We start from the raw sequence: 18,747 nt of genomic DNA on the forward strand, positions 1-18,747 counted from the left end.
CGGACTGCTCGTGAGCCGTGGCCACATAGCCCTTAACGGCTTGGACATCGAGCGAGGCCGGATCGATGTTGAGGCCGGCGCCAGGCTGAACGATATTCGCGACAATCAGTCCGACAACGAGTGCAAGTGTCGAGAAGGTGAGGAAATAAACCATCGCCTTGGCGGCAACTCGGCCGACCTTCTGCAGATCGCTCATGCCGGCAATGCCGGTCGCTATTGTCAGGAAGATGACAGGTACGGTGATTATCTTGACGACATCGACGAAGGCATCGCCGAGCGGCTTCAGGCTCTGGCCGGTCTCCAAATGGAAATAGCCGATTGCAGCACCCAGGATTATGGCGGCAAGCATCTGCACGTAGGCCCGGGCAAAATGGCGCTTGCGGGCCGCTGCGTTCGCTATGGGGACTTGTGGAACCAACACCGTTTCTCTCCTTGACCGGATCGGGGTGGGGCTCCTCCTTCTCCCATGCAGTGCTCCGGTCGAACGCTGCGCCCACTTCGGCGCAAGCGATGTGCCAAATAGCAAAGAGGGGAAAACGCGCAGGACCTCTCACGCAGTGCTTGTTCGCTCTCCCGCACTCGCGCTGCGGTTGCCAGTCAACTATGGAAGGGTCCGTTCTTGGGAATTCCAAAGGTCGCTCTTTGCTTCGGCGCAGCTTGGCTGGCTGGAAGGTTCCCTGTTTGCCTTGGGGTCTGGGACCTGCGTCCAGATGGTCAACATTTTCCTGCGCGCCGCACGGGGCTCCAAAGATTCAATCGAGGACGGGCCCTCTTCGAAAACGGCGGCAGCGTTGGTCAAGCCCTTCCACCCTGCTGTCCCACCAAGGGTGTTCAGAAGCTCAGTTCACGATTAAGCGATGGATCAGCGTCATCTGCGTTTGCGCCATCGCGGCGGCGTTGCAAGGGGTCTGCCAAGGATGAGCAAGCCGCGAGGCAGGGCCCGAGACCTAGACTCCATCCTCATCAACAGCGCTCGGCTCGCGTTAGGAATGTTCGAACCGCAGCACGATCAGGTGGCCACACCGTTGGTCGGAACCGGAACCCGACGAATGATCGTTCGTGACCGACATCTGTGAACAAGCAGTGTGTGTCATTGCAATCACCACCCATTGCGCGCAATTGCCCATATGGCCGTGAATGAACTGGATTTGGTGATTTTCCAGATGGCGGTGGAAAGCGTCCGCTTGCTCTCTTCAAGCTTTGATGAGAAGGCGGCTGAGATAGCCACGAGGAGCCGTGGTAGCCTTCTTTTCGACGTGCGGGTTGACGGTGACCTGGAGGTCCAGCGAGTCGCAGCCATTGGATATCCAGGCGACAAGATCGGTGTGGTGGCATTGGACCGAGAGGGCCTTGTTAGCTGCTGTTGCCTTGTCAATGGCACCTTCTCACCTTTCATTGCACCATTGGAGAACTGGACCAGCATGCCCCTGTCCATGCAGGCCCAGATCGATGTCACAGGCTATGCGAGGCTCCTTCTGGCCGCCCTGCGAAATGCTGGACATATGCTGGGCAGGTAGCATCACCGATGATGTCTGTGATGAGATGGTGCAGACGGCTGGATGAGGCGATCGCTTGCCGGCAGCTTTGGCCGCCAAGCGATCGGTGAGTTCGCAATGCTGGACACGTCCTGTAGACTCTGCCAGTTAAGTTAGCGGACAACCATCTGACGAATGCCCGATCTGACAGTCTGGACGGCGCGGCATGCCCTCCTAGGAATGCAGCCGTGGTTCTACTCCCTCGGCTGTTTTTGCGTCGAAGGCGACGGGCACACCGTGAACGATGGACGTCGCCGCCACCAATTCCTCAACTCGCGATCGGTCGCTTTGCACGCCGGCATAAGCGTTCGAATGGCGCGGATCGCCTGGGCGGTGGAGAGGAACCGGGCCTTGCCTCTGGACAGAACATAGGCTTCGGCGGCTTTTTCACCCGCCTCCCTGAAACTCTGACTGACACGATCTAGGACGGGAGTTCGGCAGCCTTCAAGCCTATGTCCGATACCGGACAATCAGGCAGCGGTGGCCAGGCCGAAATAACGTTGCTCCTCCTCGCCGTAAGCGCCATGCGTGAGTTCCATCAATCCGACGCGGTCGATAATCGTGACCTCGCCGCGCTTGGCACGGACAAGTCCTCGATATTCAAGCATTTGCAGGGCCGTGGTGACCCCGGGACGGCGGGCGCCGAGCATGGTCGCCAGAAATTCATGCGTCAGGTAGATCTTGTCTCCGTCAGAGCGGTCATGGATCATCAGCAACCAGCGGGCCAGCCGTTCCTCGATTTTGGAGTGGCCATTGACCAGTGCCGTCCGGGACGACTGGACAAGGAACGCGTGGGCATAGTCCAGCACTGACGTGCGCAGCGACGGGCTTTCCGCAACCGCAGGACGAATGATTTCAACCGGCAGGCGCCAGCCATTGCCTGCGACCTGGATATAGGTCTCGTTGGAAGAGCTGTCCTGTCCGAGAATGAGGGCAATTCCTGTCATCCCGTCATATCCGATAATGCCGACTTCACATTGCCGTCCGCCGGTCATGGTGGCGACCACCGAGGCGATGCCCCTCTCGGGAAAATATCCATTCCTGATCGGCTGATGCGCGATCTCCAACTGAGCCTTGATGTCCAGTTCGACGCGATGCAGCGATGGTCGCAACAGCGCGAAGTCCTCCGGCGAAAGGGATTTCAGCACCCGGTTGCGAAAAAGGGATTCGGGCAAGGCTCTCTCTCATGCGGGCAAGAGCGCGTACCTCTTACTGTCGGCTGCATCCGAAGTAACTGACGGCCGATGCCAAGCATAGGCTTCGAAACGCGCGATTGCAAAGCCCTGTCGGGGCAGTGCAGCCATGCTAGAAGTCGCGCGGCCTTACGATAGGCGCGGATGACATGATTCCCTTCTGCGGCCACCAAGAACGGCTCGGGCACGCTTTAATCATTCATACACAAGCTCGCAGGAATGTAAGCGGCGGAACAGTCGGGTGATTCGTGCCGCCCTGCCCTTTCAGAAATCAAGTCATTGGACGTCAATTCGGGCTGGAACGCCTCGTCGCGGAACGGCACAGGAAACGCAGCCGGATCAGCAATGGTGGTTCACCTTATGTGCGGTCCGGATGTGCGGTCCGGCGGCTCATCGCCCAATGGCTTGTCGAGGGGAAGTGGAACTCGTCATGTCGCCGCGAACCGTCACCGCGCTAAGCGGCGCTTTTGAAGACGCCGGTGTTTTCTTTGTGGAACTGAAACTGTGAGGTGATTGATGCATGACTCAAACATTTGCGTATTTCCGCTGCATCGGCGACGCACATTGGTCGAAAGTATCGCCCAGGCCCTCGAGACCAAGAACGGCGAGGCGGCGAGTGCGTTCTGGCGCTGTGCTGCCAAGAAAATGCTCATTCAATTGTCCGATGTAGGAATTGCGCCAGAGTTCGCTGCGCAGGAGGTTGGAAGGCTTCTTCATGCGGTCTTGGACGATATGGCCAACCGAACGGTAATGCACATAGCATAGGCTTGGGCGCTGTTGGATCGCGCGTCAGCTCGGGTCCTTATCGGGGGACTGCTCCGACTGGCCGACGGTCCGGCCAAACCGGCATACCGGCAAAGGTTTGAGGTTGGGATCGCTCACGGCGGCCGGTCCAATATTCCAAGGCGATCTCAGAAGCCACATTGGCTTCTTTCCAAGCGGACGGGCGCCACTTTGGCGTGCTCACGCTGGACTGCGGGTTGCGCCTACGGAAATCCGAAGTCCGGCCGCGCGAGTCGATCGACCGGAACAGTCGAATGCTCGTGGGGCCGGGTCCGCTCAGCTTGACGGCGGGCGGTGGCGGCCGTGAGCAGACTTAACCCAGGTCACGGCTGACCATCCGCAGGCGCTATGCCGATTGGACGAGAACTGGTTGCCACAACACCGGCCCGTTCAGGCGTCCCCTCCAGCGGATGCGCAAGAGACTGGCGTAGGAAATCTCGAGGAAGCCGGCGACTGCCTCGGTGTTGCCGACCTGCTGGGGCTGTCCGATACGTGACAACGGCCAGGTCGCGAGACGAAGGATCCTTTCGATGCGCGTATCTGTCACCGTTACGATCCCGGAGAGATTGTTGGCCAAGCCGAATTCGATGATGCCCGCGAAGAGCTCGTAGGTTGCTTGTGCCAGGCCGCCAGCAGCCTTCGGCGCTGTCGCAGGGAGATCGAGCGCGAAACGACTACTCTCCCAGATATCGGCACTCGCAGGGACCACCATCTCATCCAGCAGCGCCGGAAACGTATCGCGCAACATAGTCGGTCCGGTGGTCGGCAAAAGGCGGACGCAGCCGCAAGTTCGCCAATCGGACCCCTTGAGAAGTAGGTAGACGGGGTTCAGGCTGTCAAACGGGTCCGTTTCCATTTCGCCTTCGGTCTGCACTTCCCAATCGAGCCGCTTCTTGAAAACCCGATACCTAAGCCCGTGCATTTCCCTGAGTTCGCTCGCGAACTCGGCGTAGCAGTCGGGTGTTATCAGCTGCATCATTGTCGTCTCCGTGCGGGATGTGTCCACGCAATCGAAGGGCAAAGCCGTCATGAATGCAGCCTGTAGACCTTTACAGCTAGCCTTGGAGAGGATCAGGATCTCGCCCGAGCAGCCATCCGCACTATGGCCTGGTTGATGGTTCGCACGCCAAGCTTCGCCTTGGCGTTTTCCTGATGGAAGGTCACGGTGCGTTTCGAGACACCGAGAATCTGGCTGATATCCCAGGCCGACTTGCCGCACGCCGCCCATTTCAGGCACTCGAACTCCCGCGGGGTGAGCGTTATGCCATCTACCACGCAATCTTCGGCGAGCCTGCGCCGGGCATGGATATGAACGTTGATCGCAACCAACTGCATTGCTTTTTCGTAGCGCGTCAGCGACCTCAAAAGTGGCGGATGCGCCTCGTTGGAGGCGAAGGTCAGTGCGGCGAACCGGCCGCGATGATCATGCATCGACATGGTCAGTCCGCCGCGAATGCCGAACTCAGCTGCTTTTTCCAGGACTTCCTGCTGCGAGGTCGGCAAATAACGGTGATCGCGGTCCACACCCCAGTCGAAGGTATCCCAGCCTCGCAGTCCCCGCAGGATCACGGGATCCACGCTGTGGTAGCGCAGTTGCAGGTAATGTGATGTCCATGATGATGGATAATTCGAGATCAATCGCGGCGTGTCGCCGGAAGCGGATGGGTAGGTGAAATAAGCGAAGAACGGAAAGTCGAACCCGGCTGCGGCGGACGCCATTGCCTCATGGAGATCGACGGCATCGACGCTTGCAGAGAGTTGCTCGACCAAGGTTTCAAATACGCGATGCATCTGCGCTTTGCCTACCTCGCGGAGGTTGCTGGAAGCCGGGCGGAGACGTGGTTCTAAATGATGGCCTGTCCCTGCAGGGCGTACGACGCGCCGCCGTCATCACCGCAATTGCTGTGCTGCTTCCGATTGGAGAGAGCTCCGCGCACCTGACCAACTACCGATGGGTGATATTGCGACGTTATCGATGAGCCGCGTGTCGCCAAGCCAAGCCGCAGCAAGCAAGCGTGCCGGTCGGTCAAGGCTTGCTAACGATTGCAGGTCTGTTTCTCCGCGAAGCTCCAGGTATTCGAGCTCGCGATAGCCGGCAGCCAGAATTGTTGCACGCGCTTCATCAAGCGTAGGCAGGATGGGAGAGCCGCGTGCAAGCCGCTCGGCCGTATCGAGCAGGACCGATGCTAGTTTTGGGGCAATGGCGCGTTGGGCTGGGGAGAGCCGCACGTTACGCGACGATAGCGCAAGACCATCGGCTTCGCGGACTGTCGGACAGGGCACAATAGTGATCGGAATGTCGAGGTCCCGGACCAAGCGCCTGACAAGCTGAAGTTGCTGAAAATCCTTTTCGCCAAAAAAGGCGAAGTCAGCGCCGGCCTGCAGGAAGAGCTTGGCCACGACCGTCGCCACGCCATTGAAATGGCCGGGCCGGAATGCGCCGCACAGGCATTCGCTGATGCCGGACACTGAAACGACCGTGGCGAAGCCCGCCGGGTACATTTCCTCTGCGTCCGGCACATAGAGCAGATGCGTGCCCAGCGGCGCGAGCTTGGCAGCATCTTCGCTTTCCGTCCGAGGATAGGCAATCAGGTCGGCGGGGCTGTTGAACTGCTTGGGGTTTACGAACAGCGTCACGATCACCCGCTCGGCCCTTTCAAGCGCCTTCCGCACAAGGCTCAGATGCCCGTCGTGCAAGGCTCCCATGGTCGGCACAATACCGATCGTGGCACCCGAGCGACGCCATTGCGCAACGACGGCGCGCAGCTCGCTCACAGTTCGAGCGATCGGCACGCTCATGTGAAGTCTCCGGCCTTCAAGGCGTTGACATAGAGATGTTCGACCGCCGGAAAGTGCCGGTTCCGCACATCGGTGGCGTAAGCGGCGATTGCCGCCTCAGCCTGCTCACCGAGCTCGGCATAGCGTTTGACGAACTTCGGCCGAAATGAGGTGAAGAGCCCGAGCATATCGTCGCTCACCAGAATCTGGCCGTCGCAAGCTGGCGAGGCACCGATGCCGATGGTGGGTATGTCGATATCGGCGGTTATCTGCCGTGCAAGCTGCTCCGGTATCTTTTCGAGCACCAAGGAGAAGGCGCCCGCCTCGGTTACCGCCCTGGCGTCGCGCCTGATCCGCTCTGCATCGGCTCCCCGGCCCTGCACACGATAGCCTCCGAACGTGTTTACCGCCTGCGGCGTCAGCCCCACATGGGCCATGACAGGTACGCCGCGCGCGGTAAGGAAGCGGATGGTTTCCGCGATGGTCTCGCCGCCCTCGAGCTTCACCGCTGAACAACCGGTCTCACCCATCACGCGCGCAGCGTTGCCGAAAGCGTGCTCTGGGCTTTCCTCGTAGGAACCGAAGGGCAGGTCGACGACCATCAGCGCGTGTTCAAGGCCGCGGCGAACGGCCTGTCCGTGCATGATCATCATGTCGAGCGTGACGCCCAGCGTCGACGACAGGCCGTGCCCACCATGCCGACGCTGTCGCCGACAAGAACGATGTCGCAGTGGCGATCGAGTAGCCTCGCGACCGGCGTGGTGTAGGCCGTCAAGCATACAAGTGGCGTTTGGCCTTTTCGCAATCGAATATCTGGAGGGTTAATCCCTTTTATCTCACCAGCCGCGCTCAACCGACGCCCCCTTCCCTTACGTTACCAACAGCGGGTGTCGCGTTTGGCATATTTTTGTGCGACTGCGAAGAGCTAAAAACAGTGCTTGAGTAGTACGGTGTTGACGTGCTGGCTGCCAAGGTTACATTCAATCGATTAAGGCGCTCCGTTGGGCCAACCCACTTTCGCAAACATGGATCCTCAGACAAGAAGAACCAAGAAAGGCAAAGCCGCCGTCAAAGCTGACGAAGCCAAAGTGGACCTGACTGCCGTCGTGGTCGCCGTAAACGACAGTGAGCCCTGTGTCCTCACCGTCGGTCATGCGGACACCCTCCCTTCTGGACCTTTTGCGCTTGAGCATCGATCGCTGCAGTCGGGTTTGAGGGGGTGGGTGGAGCAGCAGACCGGCCATGCACTGGGATACATCGAGCAACTCTACACCTTCGCCGATCGCGATCGCATCGGCACTGAGCGCCACCAGCGCGTCATCTCAATCAGCTATCTCGCATTGACCAGGAAGGAACAGGCAACGAACTCGGCCGCGTGCGGCTGGCAAAGTTGGTACGAATATTTTCCCTGGGAGGACCACCGCTTCGGCACGCCGCCTGTGCTGCTCGATAGATTGCGGCCCCGCCTGATTGAGTGGGCCGGCGGCGCCAGCGAGCCGACCACTCAACGCGAGCGCCGGCAGCGCGCTGCGATAGCCTTCGGCTTCGACGACCGCCATTGGAACGAGGAACTCACGCTCCAACGCTACGAGTTGCTCTATGAAGCTGCTCTGATTGAAGAGGCCGGTGGCGGCAGGGACGCGATTGCGGCCGCGGCTGGCAAACCAATGGTCGCTGACCACCGTCGTATTCTGGCAACCGGGATTGCGCGGCTGCGTTCGAAGATCAAATACCGGCCGGTCGTGTTCGAGCTTATGCGGCCTTCCTTCACGCTGCTGCAACTGCAGCGAACCGTGGAAGCTCTGGCTGGCAGGCTCATCAACAAGCCCAACTTCCGGAGACTGGTCGAGCAGCAGGATCTTGTTGAGGAGACTGGGGAGACCTCCCTCGACACGGGCGGCCGACCGGCGAAGCTTTATCGCTTCCGCCATGCCGTTCTCGACGACAGGGCTATCGCCGGGACAAAATTACCGCTGGCGCGGGCTTGACATACTTATAGTCAAGGTAGACATATTCCCTTATTGTCAAACCGAATATAATCGAGGCGCCAATGGCTGGGGCGTTACCTATGGCTGCGTCCCTGTATGAGCGTGTCCGGCGGGTGATCCCTCCCGTTGAATGGCTCGCGTTCGCCGGCGATATTGAAGCCATCTTAGCGCTGAAGCGTGAGCGCAATGCGGTGGTGCTGGCGCACAATTACCAGACGCCCGAAATTTTTCATTGCGTGGCAGACATCGTCGGCGACAGCCTGGCGTTGGCCCACAAGGCGGTGACGGTCGACGCCGACATCATCGTGGTTGCCGGCGTTCATTTCATGGCCGAGACGGCAAAACTGCTCAATCCGAACAAGACCGTGCTCATCCCGGATCTCAGCGCCGGCTGCTCGCTGGCCGAATCGATCACGGCAGACGACGTGCGGCTAATGCGGCTGCGGTATCCGGGGGTCCCCGTTGTTACTTACGTCAACACTTCGGCCGCCGTAAAAGCGGAGTCCGACATCTGCTGCACGTCCGGCAACGCGAAGGCGGTGGTGGAATCGCTTGGCGTGGCGCGTGTGCTGATGCTGCCGGACGAATATCTGGCGAGGAACGTGGCAGCCGATACAGACGTCGAGATCATCGCCTGGAAAGGCCATTGCGAGGTGCATGAGCGCTTCACCGCAGCAGACATTCGGGAACTGCGCGATGCCCATCCAGGCGTCATCGTGCTGGCCCATCCAGAATGCCCACCAGACGTTGTCGCGGAGGCGGAGTTCTCCGGCTCGACCGCAGCGATGTCGGATTATGTCGAGCGGGAGAAACCGACGCGTGTCGTCCTTCTGACCGAATGTTCGATGAGCGACAACGTCGCGGTCGCGCATCCCGACGTCGAGTTCGTTCGCCCATGCAACCTGTGCCCGCACATGAAGCGCATCAACCTGGCCAACATTCGCGCCGCGCTCGAGCAGAACCGGCATGAGGTCCGGATTGATCCCGAAATTGCCGGCCCCGCCCGCCGCGCGGTCGAGCGCATGCTTTCCCTATGAGCCTGGAGGTTCGCGACATCGCCGGGGCGCCGGTCGTCATCGGTGGCGGCATTGCCGGCCTGATGACGGCGCTTCATCTGGCGCCGGAACCGGTCGTGCTTTTGACCAACGCGCCGCTTGGAACCGGAGCCTGCAGTGAGCTTGCCCAGGGCGGTCTTGCGGCAAGTCTCGGCGGCGACGACGGCCCGGATTTTCACCTTTGCGACACGATAGCTGCCGGCGACGGACTCTGCGACGAGGCCACGGTGCGGCGAGTGGTCCGAGCTGCACCCGAAGCGATTAGGACGATCCAAAGGTTCGGCGTCGCCTTCGACCAGCACCCTGACCGCGCGTTGCGACTTGGGCTCGAGGCGGCACACTCGCGACGGCGGATTGTGCATGCAGCCGGCGACGCCACCGGTCGCGAGTTGGTGCGCGTGCTCATCGCCGCGGTTCGGCGTACAGCCTCGATCACCACTATCGAAAATGTGGAGGTCCGCCGGCTGGTCGTGCAGGACGGGTCGGTCATCGCCGTGGTCGCCGCAGGACGAGCCGGCGCGCTCGCTCTGCCCACGCGTCGCGCGGTGCTGGCGACCGGCGGCGTCGGCGGGCTGTTTTGCGACACGACAAACCCCGCTGGCTCATGGGGTCACGGGCTGGCGCTCGCCGCATGGGCGGGGGCGGAACTCGCCGACTTGGAATTCATACAGTTCCATCCAACTGCGCTCGACGGTCCGCGCCGGCCGATGCCGCTGGTGAGCGAAGCCGTGCGTGGCGAAGGCGCGGTGCTCATCGATGAGCGAGGAGAGCGCTTCCTCGCTGACACACCTGGCGGTGAACTTGCGCCTCGCGACGTCGTAGCGCGCGCCATTTGGCACCAGCTTGCCGTTGGACGCCGCGTATTCCTGGATGCACGGCAAAGTCTCGGCCCGAGATTTGGCAAGCGTTTTCCAGGCATCGCCGAATTGTGCCGGAGCGCAGGGGTCGACCCCGCGACCGACCCGATCCCGGTGCGCCCGGCGGCACATTATCACATGGGCGGCGTCGCCGTAGACAGCGCCGGCCGCAGCTCCATCGAGGGATTGTGGGCCTGCGGTGAGGTCGCCTGTACCGGCCTGCACGGCGCCAACCGCCTGGCCAGCAACTCGCTCACCGAAGCGGCGGTCACCGCGAGCTGGGTTGCCGAAAGCGTTGCCGGCACGTCGTATACCCGGCGACCGCGCAGATGCTCCACATTCGTCCCTCCACGACCAGACGCTTCCGCGGTCCGCCCAATTGTCTCCGCCGCCCTGGGTATCATCCGCGACGGCGAGGCAATGCGCGAAGCGGTGGCGACCCTGCTGCCGATCGCAGCTGACAATGTCGCTGCCTCTGGTCCGGCTTTGGTCTCACTGATGATCGCCGTGGCGGCCCTGGGGCGGGAAGAGAGTCGAGGCGCGCACTGTCGGTCCGATTTCCCGCTCCACGATGCCGACGCGCGCCCATCACGGCTGACACTGCACAGCGCAATGCGGGCCGCGGCCGCACTCGATTGCCGGGCTACCATACGGAGCACCTGATGTGATTTCATTCTCCCCCCTCCCCGCGACCCTGATCGAACCGATTGTGCGCGGTGCGCTCCTCGAAGACCTGGGCAGATGCGGCGACCTGACCAGCGATGCGGTTATCCCGCATGATTGCACTGCCACGTTGGTGCTCAGATCGAGGCAGGCGGGCGTCGTTGCCGGGCTCGATCTGGTCTCGTACGCCTTCCTGCTCGTGGAACCGGCGATCAACATCCAGATCTGGCGCCCTGATGGCAGCGATGTCGGGGCCGGGGAAACCATTGCAAGATTGTCCGGACCCGCGCGAGGCCTGCTCACGGCCGAACGCACTGCCCTCAATTTCTTATGCCGGCTGAGCGGCATTGCCACTGCCACAGCGGCGATGGTTGAGGCCGTGCGCGGTCACAAGGCGAGGATCGTATCGACGCGAAAGACGACGCCCGGCCTGCGGGTATTGGAAAAATACGCCGTGCGCGTCGGCGGCGGTGCCAATCACCGCTTCGGCCTCGATGACGGCGTGCTCATAAAGGACAATCACATCGCGATCGCCGGCGATATCCGCACAGCAATAGAGCGGGCGCGCGCCGCCGCAGGGCATATGGTGAAGGTCGAGGTTGAGGTCGACACGCTGAAGCAGCTCGATGCAGCGCTCGCGATTGGTGTTGACGCGGTGCTGCTCGACAATATGTCGGTCGAGGATCTTGCCCGCGCGGTTTCTATAGTGGGTGGCCGTACGATCACCGAGGCTTCCGGTCGGGTGACGCCGAAAACGGCGGCGGCGATTGCGGCGACCGGTGTCGATCTCATCTCCATGGGATGGCTGACGCACAGCGCCCCGATCCTCGACATCGGCCTGGACATGCCGGACCACCAGAACATCTGCAAGCATTTGAACTGAGGATTACGGCATGAGGAGCAACATCAGCTCGGCAGGCGTAGGAAGGCGGTGGAAAGACGTGCCGCAGCTCGCCTTTTAGCGAGTGCGCTCCAAAGCCAAGTCGGACCGAGCTTGCCGGTCGACAGACTCCTGAAGGCGTACCGGACTAGCAACAAAGGTTTGACGATGACGGTTGGAATGAACTCGGAGTTCGACGTGAACCAGACCATGCAATCGGTCGATGGAACGCCTCCGCGATGGAACCGCAAAGAGGCTGAGGCCATCTACGGCATGCCATTCAACGATCTGCTGTTCCTAGCTCAGACGATCCACCGCCAGAACTTCGATCGAAACCGAGTGCAGCTGTCGCGGCTCCTTAGCATCAAGACCGGCGGCTGCCCCGAAGATTGCGGCTATTGCAGCCAGTCTGCGCATTACGAAACCGGGGTGAAGGCGTCGAAGCTGATGAACGTCAAGCATGTCATCGACGAAGCGGCCAAGGCGCGTGATGGCGGCGCAACGCGCTATTGCATGGGCGCAGCGTGGCGAAGTCCCAAGGAGCGCGACATGGACGTTGTGGTCGCCATGATCGAGGGCGTCAAGGCGCTCGGCATGGAGACCTGCATGACGCTCGGCATGCTCGATCTTGAGCAAGCTGCTCGCCTGAAGCAGGCCGGTCTCGACTACTATAACCACAACATCGATACCTCTGAGCGCTACTATGGCGAGGTTATTTCAACCAGGACTTTTGCCGACCGGCTGGAAACGCTTGGGCACGTGCGCGCGGTTGGGATGAAAGTCTGCTGCGGCGGCATCGTCGGGATGGGGGAAGAAAAGACCGATCGCATCGACATGCTGGTCACGCTCGCGAACCTGCCCGAGCCGCCGGAAAGCGTGCCGATCAACATGCTTATTCCCATCGAAGGCACGCCGCTTGCCGCGGCCGACGCCATCGATCCGATCGATTTCGTCCGCATCGTTGCGCTCGCGCGGGTGATGATGCCGAAATCCTGTGTAAGGCTGTCCGCCGGCAGGACGGCGATGAGCGACGAAACGCAGGCGTTGTGCTTCTTTGCCGGCGCTAACTCGATCTTTGTCGGCGACACGCTGCTGACGGCGGACAATCCCGGCGAGGACAAGGATAGCCTTCTGTTCCAGCGTCTCGGCATCGAGCCGATGGAACTCGCCACGCAATGAACGAGGCAATTCTTGCCCGCTATGACGCATCCTTGCGCGGACTGGCGCGCAAGGACCGGTTGCGGACGCTCGCACCGCGCGCCGGTCTCGACTTCTCGTCGAACGACTATCTCGGACTTGCCGCCTCCAAAAGACTTGGCGAAGCGGTTGCGGCGGCGATTGCGCGGGGCACGCCGGTTGGCGCCACCGGGTCGCGGCTGTTGCGCGGCAACGCACCGGAACATGAGCAACTGGAGGCGGACGCCGCGGCATTCTTCGGCGCCGACCGTGCGCTGTTCTTTGGCAGCGGCTACATCGCCAACTTCGCCCTGTTGACCGCGCTGCCGCAGAAAGGCGACCTGCTGGTCCTCGACGAACTCGCCCATGCCAGCATGCATGAGGGCGCGCAGGCCGGGCGCGCCGAGTTCAAGCTGGCCGCGCACAACGACGTCGACGCTGTCGAGGACGCAATCACCCGCTGGCGCGCCGAAGGCGGCACGGGGCGCGTGTGGATCGCCGTCGAAAGCCTTTACAGCATGGATGGCGACCGCGCGCCGATGGAGAGCCTGGTCGCGATGGCCGATCGGCACCAGGCATTCATCGTCGTCGATGAAGCGCATGCCACCGGCATCTGGGGACCGGACGGCCGGGGACTGGCCGCCGCGTGCCAAGGCCGCGACAACATCGTCACGCTCCACTCATGCGGCAAGGCGCTCGGCGCATCCGGTGCACTCGTCACCGGGCCGAGGACACTGTGCGATTATCTCGTCAACCGGTGCCGGCCGTTCATCTACGCCACCGCGCCCTCGCCGCTGATGGCGGTCGCGGCGCGCGAAGCGCTGACTATTCTGTCCGACGAGCCCATGCGCCGCGCTCAGCTGCAGGAACGCGTTGCCTGCGCCGGCCGCCAATTGGCCGAGCGCTGCGGCGTCGTACCCAGCGGCTCGCAGATCCAGCCATTTGTCATCGGCGACGTTGGGCGCACCATGGCGGTGGCGGCGGCCCTGCAGGCACGCGGCTTCGACATACGCGGCATACGTCCGCCGACGGTGCCCGAGGGCACATCGCGCCTGCGCATTTCGCTGACGCTCAACGTCGACGAGACCGACATTTCCGCCATGGTCGAGGCTCTCGTTGAGGTGTTGGCCACAGCATGACCAAACGCATCGTCGTCACCGGAACAGACACCGGAATTGGCAAGACAGTATTTTCGGCCGGACTTGCCGGGCTGCTCGACGGCTTCTACTGGAAGCCGGTGCAATCGGGCCTCGACGAGGAGACTGACAGCGAGGTCGTCGCCCGGCTTTCCGGCTTGCCCGACGGACGCGTGCTGCCCGAAGTCTATCGACTGACGATGCCGCTGTCGCCGCATCGATCAGCCGAAATCGACGGCGTCGCGATCGAGGCCGACGATCTTTCATTTCCGGTCCTGCCGACACCGCTCGTCATCGAAGGCGCCGGCGGGCTGATGGTGCCGCTCAATCGACAGACAAGGTTCATTGACATATTCGAACAATGGCGGCTGCCGGTAATACTGTGCGCCCGCACCGCGCTCGGCACCATCAATCATACGCTGTTGTCGATCGAGGCCCTGAGAGCCCGCTCCATCCCGCTCATCGGCATTGCCTTCATGGGCGAAGAGGTGGCCGATACGCAAAGGACAATCGTGGAATTCGGCGGCGTGCCGCAGCTCGGCAGGCTGCCGCACCTCGGTCCGCTGACGGGTGAAACGTTGAGAGATGCAATGATTTCCGGCTTCGACCTGGCCATGATTGCCGGAGGCGACTGATGGCGCAGTCTCGAGTCTGGCATCCGTTCACGCAGCACGCGCTAGAGCCCTCGATCCCTGAAATCGTGCTGACTGAAGGCGCCTATCTCCACAAGGCCGACGGCTCCCGCATCCTGGATGCGATTTCTTCCTGGTGGGTCGTCACTCATGGCCACCGCCACCCCCGCATCATGAAGGCCATCGAGACGACCGCGTCGAACCTCGACCAGATCATCTTCGCGGGCTTTACCCACGAGCCGGCCGAGCGCCTGGCCGAGGCGCTTGTCGGCCTCGCACCCGCCGGCCTTGACCGGGTGTTCTATTCCGACAGTGGCTCGACCTCAATCGAAGTCGCGCTGAAGATGGCGCTCGGCTATTTCCGCAACATCGGCGCGCCGCGTTCGCGCATCGTCGTCATGGAGCACAGCTATCATGGTGACACGATCGGGGCGATGAGCGTCGGCGCCCGTGGCGTGTTCAACGCCGCCTACGAGCCCTTGCTGTTCGAGGTCGACACCATCCCCTTCCCGGCCGCCGGGCGCGAGCAGGAAACGCTGGATCGGTTCGAGGCACTCTCCCGCGACCGGCGCGCCGCCGCGCTGATCGTCGAGCCGCTCGTGCTCGGCGCCGGCGGCATGCTCATGTATCCGGCCTGGGTTCTGACCGAATTGAAGAGGATCACTGAGGCCGCCGGCACGCTGCTGATCGCCGATGAAGTGATGACCGGCTGGGGGCGCACCGGAACCATGTTCGCCTGCGAACAGGCGTCCGTCTCGCCGGACATCCTGTGCACCTCGAAAGGTCTGACCGGTGGTACCATCCCGCTGGCCGCCACGATCGCCACCGATGCCATCTTCCAGGCTCACTATTCCGAGGATCGCAAGAAGACGTTTTTCCATTCGAGCTCCTACACCGCCAATCCGATTGCATGCGCGGCGGCACTTGCCAATGTCGAGATCTGGCACGACGAGCCGGTGGCCGATCGGATCGCGGCCTTGAGCGAGCGACAGGCCGCCGGGCTTCGACGCTTTCGCGACAACCCTCGCTTCACCGATTGCCGGACAACCGGCACCATCGCGGCACTCGACCTACGCACCGGCTCAGCCGGTTATCTGGCCGAGATCGGGCCAAAACTGCGCGCTTTTTTTCTTGAGCGCGGCCTGCTCGTGCGCCCGCTCGGCAATGTCCTGTACCTTCTGCCGCCCTATTGCATTACCGGCAACGAGTTGGATGGGCTCTATGACGCCATCGAGGAGGCCGGCGAACGCTTCGGCTCAAAGCCATGAGCCGATCATCGCGCATTCTCGGGCTTGGCCATCATGCGCCCGCGCGCAAGGTGGAGAATCCGGAAATCGAAGATCGTCTCGGGCTTGAACCCGGCTGGATCGAGCGGCGCACCGGGATACGGTCGCGCTTCTGGGCAGCGGACGAAGACACGCTGTCGGCCCTTGCCGCGCACGCCGGCGACATGGCGCTGACCAATGCCGGTATCGACCGCGGCGACATCGGCCTGCTGTTGCTCGCTACCTCCACACCCGATCATCTTCTGCCGCCAAGCGCGCCCCTGGTCGCACATCGGCTGGGACTAGGTCGCGCCGGCGCGATCGACCTGACCGGCGCTTGCGCCGGCTTCATCTATGCGCTGATGTTCGCCGACGGGTTCACTCGCCTGCATGGCAAAGCGAGCCTTGTCATTGCCGCCAACATCCTCAGCCGCCGCATCAATCCGGCCGAGCGCGCCAGCGCCGTGCTGTTTGCCGATGCCGCCGGCGCGGTGGTGATCGGTCCGTGCGATGACCCGGATCGAGGCATTCTCGGCGCTTCGGTGGATTCGGACGGCTCGCGTTACGGGCTGATCCAGATTCCTGCCGGTGGAAGCAACAATCCGTTCCATGGCGGCCTCGACCTCGAGCAGACCCGGATGACGATCACCGATGGCCGCGAAGTGTTCGCCAAGGCCGTGGAGATGATGACCGCCTGCTCGAGAGATGCGCTCACTGCTGCCCGACTGAGGCCGCAAGACCTCGATCGTTTCGTGCCGCATCAGGCCAATGCTCGCATTTTCGACGCGGTCGGCAGGAACCTCGGCATCACAGATCACTCGATGGTCAAGACGATCGCCGAATATGGCAACTCTTCCGCCGCGACGATCCCGCTCTCGTTGTCGCTCGCCCATCGGGCGCAGCCGTTTCGGCCTGGCGAGAAAGTCCTCTTGGCGGCAGCGGGTGCGGGTCTCAGCGGCGGCGCGCTTGTCGTGGGAATTTAGCAAAGCAACGCTTGCGCATAGGACTGCTCATGAATGAGACTATGAGAATGGCTCAATACGCAAATAGTCGCCGGCAAGCTCCATAGAGCTGGGTTCCGTGCGGTGCTCCGCGATGTCTAAGTATCGACCCACTTGCTCAAATCGCAGCGCTCATCGAAGGCCAGCAAAACCTCATGCAGAGCGAAAATCCTCAACCGCCCGTTTCAAAGACGCTCGCCCCATTTCGAAACAAGGTGTTTCGCTCAATTTGGACGGCCACCCAGATTTCCAGCCTCGGTTGGCTAGTGCAAACGGTCGCCATCAGTTGGCTTATGGCAACGATTTCAGCGTCCGACCTTATGGTGGCTCTCGTCCAGGCCGCATCCACACTGCCGGTGTTCTTCCTCTCAGTTTTCGCCGGAGCCATTGCCGACAACTTCAGCCGCCGGTGGGTGATGTTTGCGGGACACTGCCTGATAGCATCGGCGTCGATGACGCTGATGATTTCTGTGGGTCTGGGATTTGTCAGTCCTTGGCTGATTCTCGGGTTAGGTTTCCTGGCCGGCTGCGGCTTTGCCTTGAATGATCCGGCCTGGCACGCTTCGGTCGGCGATATCCTTCACAAACGCGACATTCCGGCCGCAGTGACGCTTATGTCCGTCGGATACAACATTGTGCGCAGCGTTGGTCCGGCCTTAGGGGGCGTGATCCTGGCCGTCTTTGGGCCGCTGGCCGCTTTCGCCTTGGCTGCGGTGAGTGATCTGGCGCCTATAAGCGCGATATGGCGCACCAAATGGGAGGTCCGCTCTTCGCCTCTCCCTCGTGAGAGAATGACGACGGCAATTCATGACGGAGTGCGCTTTACGGCGATGTCTTTGGAGATCAGGGCAGCGACCGCCCGAGCAGCTCTTTTCGGATTGGCAAGCATCTCCATTCTGGCGTTGCTCCCTCTCGTCGTCCGGGATCAGTTGAAGAGTGGGCCAATTGTCTACGGTATCTTATTGGCCGGCTTCGGCATGGGTGCTTTCATCGCGGGCATGGGCAACGGCTTCTTGAGGAAGGTCACGTCTCAAAACAGGCTGGTGGCCTTCGCCTCTGTGGCTTGTGCAGTCTGTTGCCTCTCCCTTGCCCTGACATCGTCGGTTCCTGTGGCGGCCATTTCGCTGGCGCTCGGCGGAGCGGGTTGGCTTATCACCTGGACGGGCATTGACGTGTCGGTGCAGTTGGCAAGCCCAAGGTGGGTTGTAGGCCGCACGCTCTCCATTTACTACGCCTTGAGCGCAGGCGGTATGGCTGCTGGCAGCTGGATCTGGGGTTCTGTCGCGCAAAACTATTCCTTGACCTCAGCATTGGAGGGCGCCGCGGGCGCTCTGTTGCTGGTTGCAGCAGCGGGGATCGTGTTGCCGGTCCGTCCCTGGGAAGAAACGGATCAAGAAAGTTCAGTTTTTCATCCGCCGGACGTGGCTCTCGATCTGAAACCCAGAAGTGGCCCTATCGTGGCCAAGGTCGAGTATTTGATATCGGAGGAAAATATCGAGGCCTTTCTGGGCTACATGCGCACGCGGCGACACGTCCAGAGCCGTGCCGGTGCACGAAACTGGACGCTCCAGCGAAATCTGCAAACACCGTCACTTTGGACGGAGACATTCCGCACCCCCACCTGGATGGACTTTCTCCGCCTAAATCATCGACTCACCGCAGCAGATAAGGAAGTCGCCCAGCATCTCCTGTCACTGCATGAAGGAGAGGTGCCTCCGCAGACAGTGCTTTCGATTGAACGGACGACCGAGGCAATTCGTACCCGTACCTCGACAATCTTTTCTCGTCCTCCAAGATGACGCCAT

17 protein-coding genes and 1 pseudogene are annotated in these 18,747 nt (G+C 61.7%); 12 read left to right on the forward strand and 6 right to left on the reverse strand.

What is annotated here, in order from left to right:
- On the reverse strand, positions 1-421 hold a 421-nt coding region (locus EOA79_RS01000), incomplete at its 3' end, for a cation:dicarboxylase symporter family transporter (RefSeq protein ID WP_245489828.1).
- Positions 422-1,127: 706 nt separating this feature from the next.
- Here EOA79_RS01000 and EOA79_RS01005 point away from each other — a divergent pair.
- Positions 1,128-1,517, forward strand: a complete 390-nt coding sequence (locus tag EOA79_RS01005; protein WP_029354905.1) for a hypothetical protein — start codon at positions 1,128-1,130, stop codon at positions 1,515-1,517.
- 488 nt (positions 1,518-2,005) lie between these two features.
- Here the strand turns inward: EOA79_RS01005 and EOA79_RS01015 are convergent, their stop codons facing one another.
- The gene (locus tag EOA79_RS01015) at positions 2,006-2,710 is read right to left on the reverse strand and encodes a Crp/Fnr family transcriptional regulator (protein WP_029354903.1); all 705 of its coding nucleotides are present in this window, start codon (positions 2,708-2,710) and stop codon (positions 2,006-2,008) included.
- A 534-nt stretch (positions 2,711-3,244) separates the two neighbouring features.
- Here EOA79_RS01015 and EOA79_RS33370 point away from each other — a divergent pair.
- Positions 3,245-3,493 (forward strand): DUF6074 family protein, encoded by a 249-nt coding sequence (locus EOA79_RS33370; protein WP_029354901.1) that lies wholly within the window; start codon positions 3,245-3,247, stop codon positions 3,491-3,493.
- Between the two features lie 364 nt (positions 3,494-3,857).
- Here EOA79_RS33370 and EOA79_RS01025 read toward each other — a convergent pair whose 3' ends face one another.
- The 4 genes and pseudogenes from EOA79_RS01025 to panB all read right to left on the reverse strand — a co-directional run bounded on the left by EOA79_RS01025 (position 3,858) and on the right by panB (position 7,142).
- Positions 3,858-4,490, reverse strand: coding sequence for an acyl-homoserine-lactone synthase (locus EOA79_RS01025; RefSeq protein ID WP_029354900.1), 633 nt, complete (start codon positions 4,488-4,490; stop codon positions 3,858-3,860).
- Between the two features lie 92 nt (positions 4,491-4,582).
- The gene (locus EOA79_RS01030) at positions 4,583-5,302 is read right to left on the reverse strand and encodes a LuxR family transcriptional regulator (protein WP_029354898.1); all 720 of its coding nucleotides are present in this window, start codon (positions 5,300-5,302) and stop codon (positions 4,583-4,585) included.
- Between the two features lie 99 nt (positions 5,303-5,401).
- On the reverse strand, positions 5,402-6,310 hold the full coding sequence (gene panC, locus EOA79_RS01035) for a pantoate--beta-alanine ligase (RefSeq protein WP_091595811.1): 909 nt from the start codon (positions 6,308-6,310) through the stop codon (positions 5,402-5,404).
- Positions 6,307-7,142: pseudogene (gene panB / locus EOA79_RS01040) on the reverse strand (3-methyl-2-oxobutanoate hydroxymethyltransferase). Before panB ends, panC begins: the two are co-directional and overlap by 4 nt.
- 172 nt (positions 7,143-7,314) lie before the next feature.
- On the opposite strand from panB, the gene EOA79_RS01045 reads away from it, so the two are divergent.
- The 10 genes from EOA79_RS01045 (at position 7,315) to EOA79_RS01090 (ending at position 18,741) form a co-directional block, all read left to right on the forward strand.
- Positions 7,315-8,277 (forward strand): hypothetical protein, encoded by a 963-nt coding sequence (locus tag EOA79_RS01045; RefSeq protein ID WP_091595813.1) that lies wholly within the window; start codon positions 7,315-7,317, stop codon positions 8,275-8,277.
- A 62-nt stretch (positions 8,278-8,339) separates the two neighbouring features.
- Positions 8,340-9,314, forward strand: a complete 975-nt coding sequence (gene nadA, locus EOA79_RS01050; RefSeq protein ID WP_029354894.1) for a quinolinate synthase NadA — start codon at positions 8,340-8,342, stop codon at positions 9,312-9,314.
- On the forward strand, positions 9,311-10,852 hold the full coding sequence (locus EOA79_RS01055; RefSeq protein WP_029354892.1) for an L-aspartate oxidase: 1,542 nt from the start codon (positions 9,311-9,313) through the stop codon (positions 10,850-10,852). The genes nadA and EOA79_RS01055 overlap by 4 nt, the downstream gene beginning before the upstream one ends.
- A 4-nt stretch (positions 10,853-10,856) precedes the next feature.
- Positions 10,857-11,735 carry a carboxylating nicotinate-nucleotide diphosphorylase gene (gene nadC, locus EOA79_RS01060; protein WP_091595900.1) on the forward strand — a complete coding sequence of 293 codons (879 nt, stop codon included), beginning with the start codon at positions 10,857-10,859 and terminating at the stop codon, positions 11,733-11,735.
- 207 nt (positions 11,736-11,942) lie between these two features.
- Entirely contained in the window at positions 11,943-12,911 is a 969-nt protein-coding gene (bioB, locus tag EOA79_RS01065) for a biotin synthase BioB (RefSeq protein ID WP_236370746.1), read from the forward strand.
- The gene (locus tag EOA79_RS01070; protein ID WP_091595817.1) at positions 12,908-14,047 is read left to right on the forward strand and encodes an 8-amino-7-oxononanoate synthase; all 1,140 of its coding nucleotides are present in this window, start codon (positions 12,908-12,910) and stop codon (positions 14,045-14,047) included. Before bioB ends, EOA79_RS01070 begins: the two co-directional genes overlap by 4 nt.
- A complete protein-coding gene (bioD, locus tag EOA79_RS01075) occupies positions 14,044-14,679 on the forward strand; it encodes a dethiobiotin synthase (protein ID WP_029354884.1) in 636 nt (211 codons plus the stop codon). Before EOA79_RS01070 ends, bioD begins: the two co-directional genes overlap by 4 nt.
- Positions 14,679-15,944 (forward strand): adenosylmethionine--8-amino-7-oxononanoate transaminase, encoded by a 1,266-nt coding sequence (locus tag EOA79_RS01080; protein WP_091595819.1) that lies wholly within the window; start codon positions 14,679-14,681, stop codon positions 15,942-15,944. Before bioD ends, EOA79_RS01080 begins: the two co-directional genes overlap by 1 nt.
- Entirely contained in the window at positions 15,941-16,924 is a 984-nt protein-coding gene (locus EOA79_RS01085) for a beta-ketoacyl-ACP synthase III (RefSeq protein ID WP_091595821.1), read from the forward strand. The genes EOA79_RS01080 and EOA79_RS01085 overlap by 4 nt, the downstream gene beginning before the upstream one ends.
- A gap of 173 nt (positions 16,925-17,097) precedes the next feature.
- The gene (locus EOA79_RS01090) at positions 17,098-18,741 is read left to right on the forward strand and encodes an MFS transporter (RefSeq protein ID WP_128292699.1); all 1,644 of its coding nucleotides are present in this window, start codon (positions 17,098-17,100) and stop codon (positions 18,739-18,741) included.
- The last annotated feature ends 6 nt before the right edge of the window (positions 18,742-18,747 follow it).

The organism is Mesorhizobium sp. M1A.F.Ca.IN.020.03.2.1 (genome assembly GCF_004023205.1).
Classification (GTDB): domain Bacteria; phylum Pseudomonadota; class Alphaproteobacteria; order Rhizobiales; family Rhizobiaceae; genus Mesorhizobium.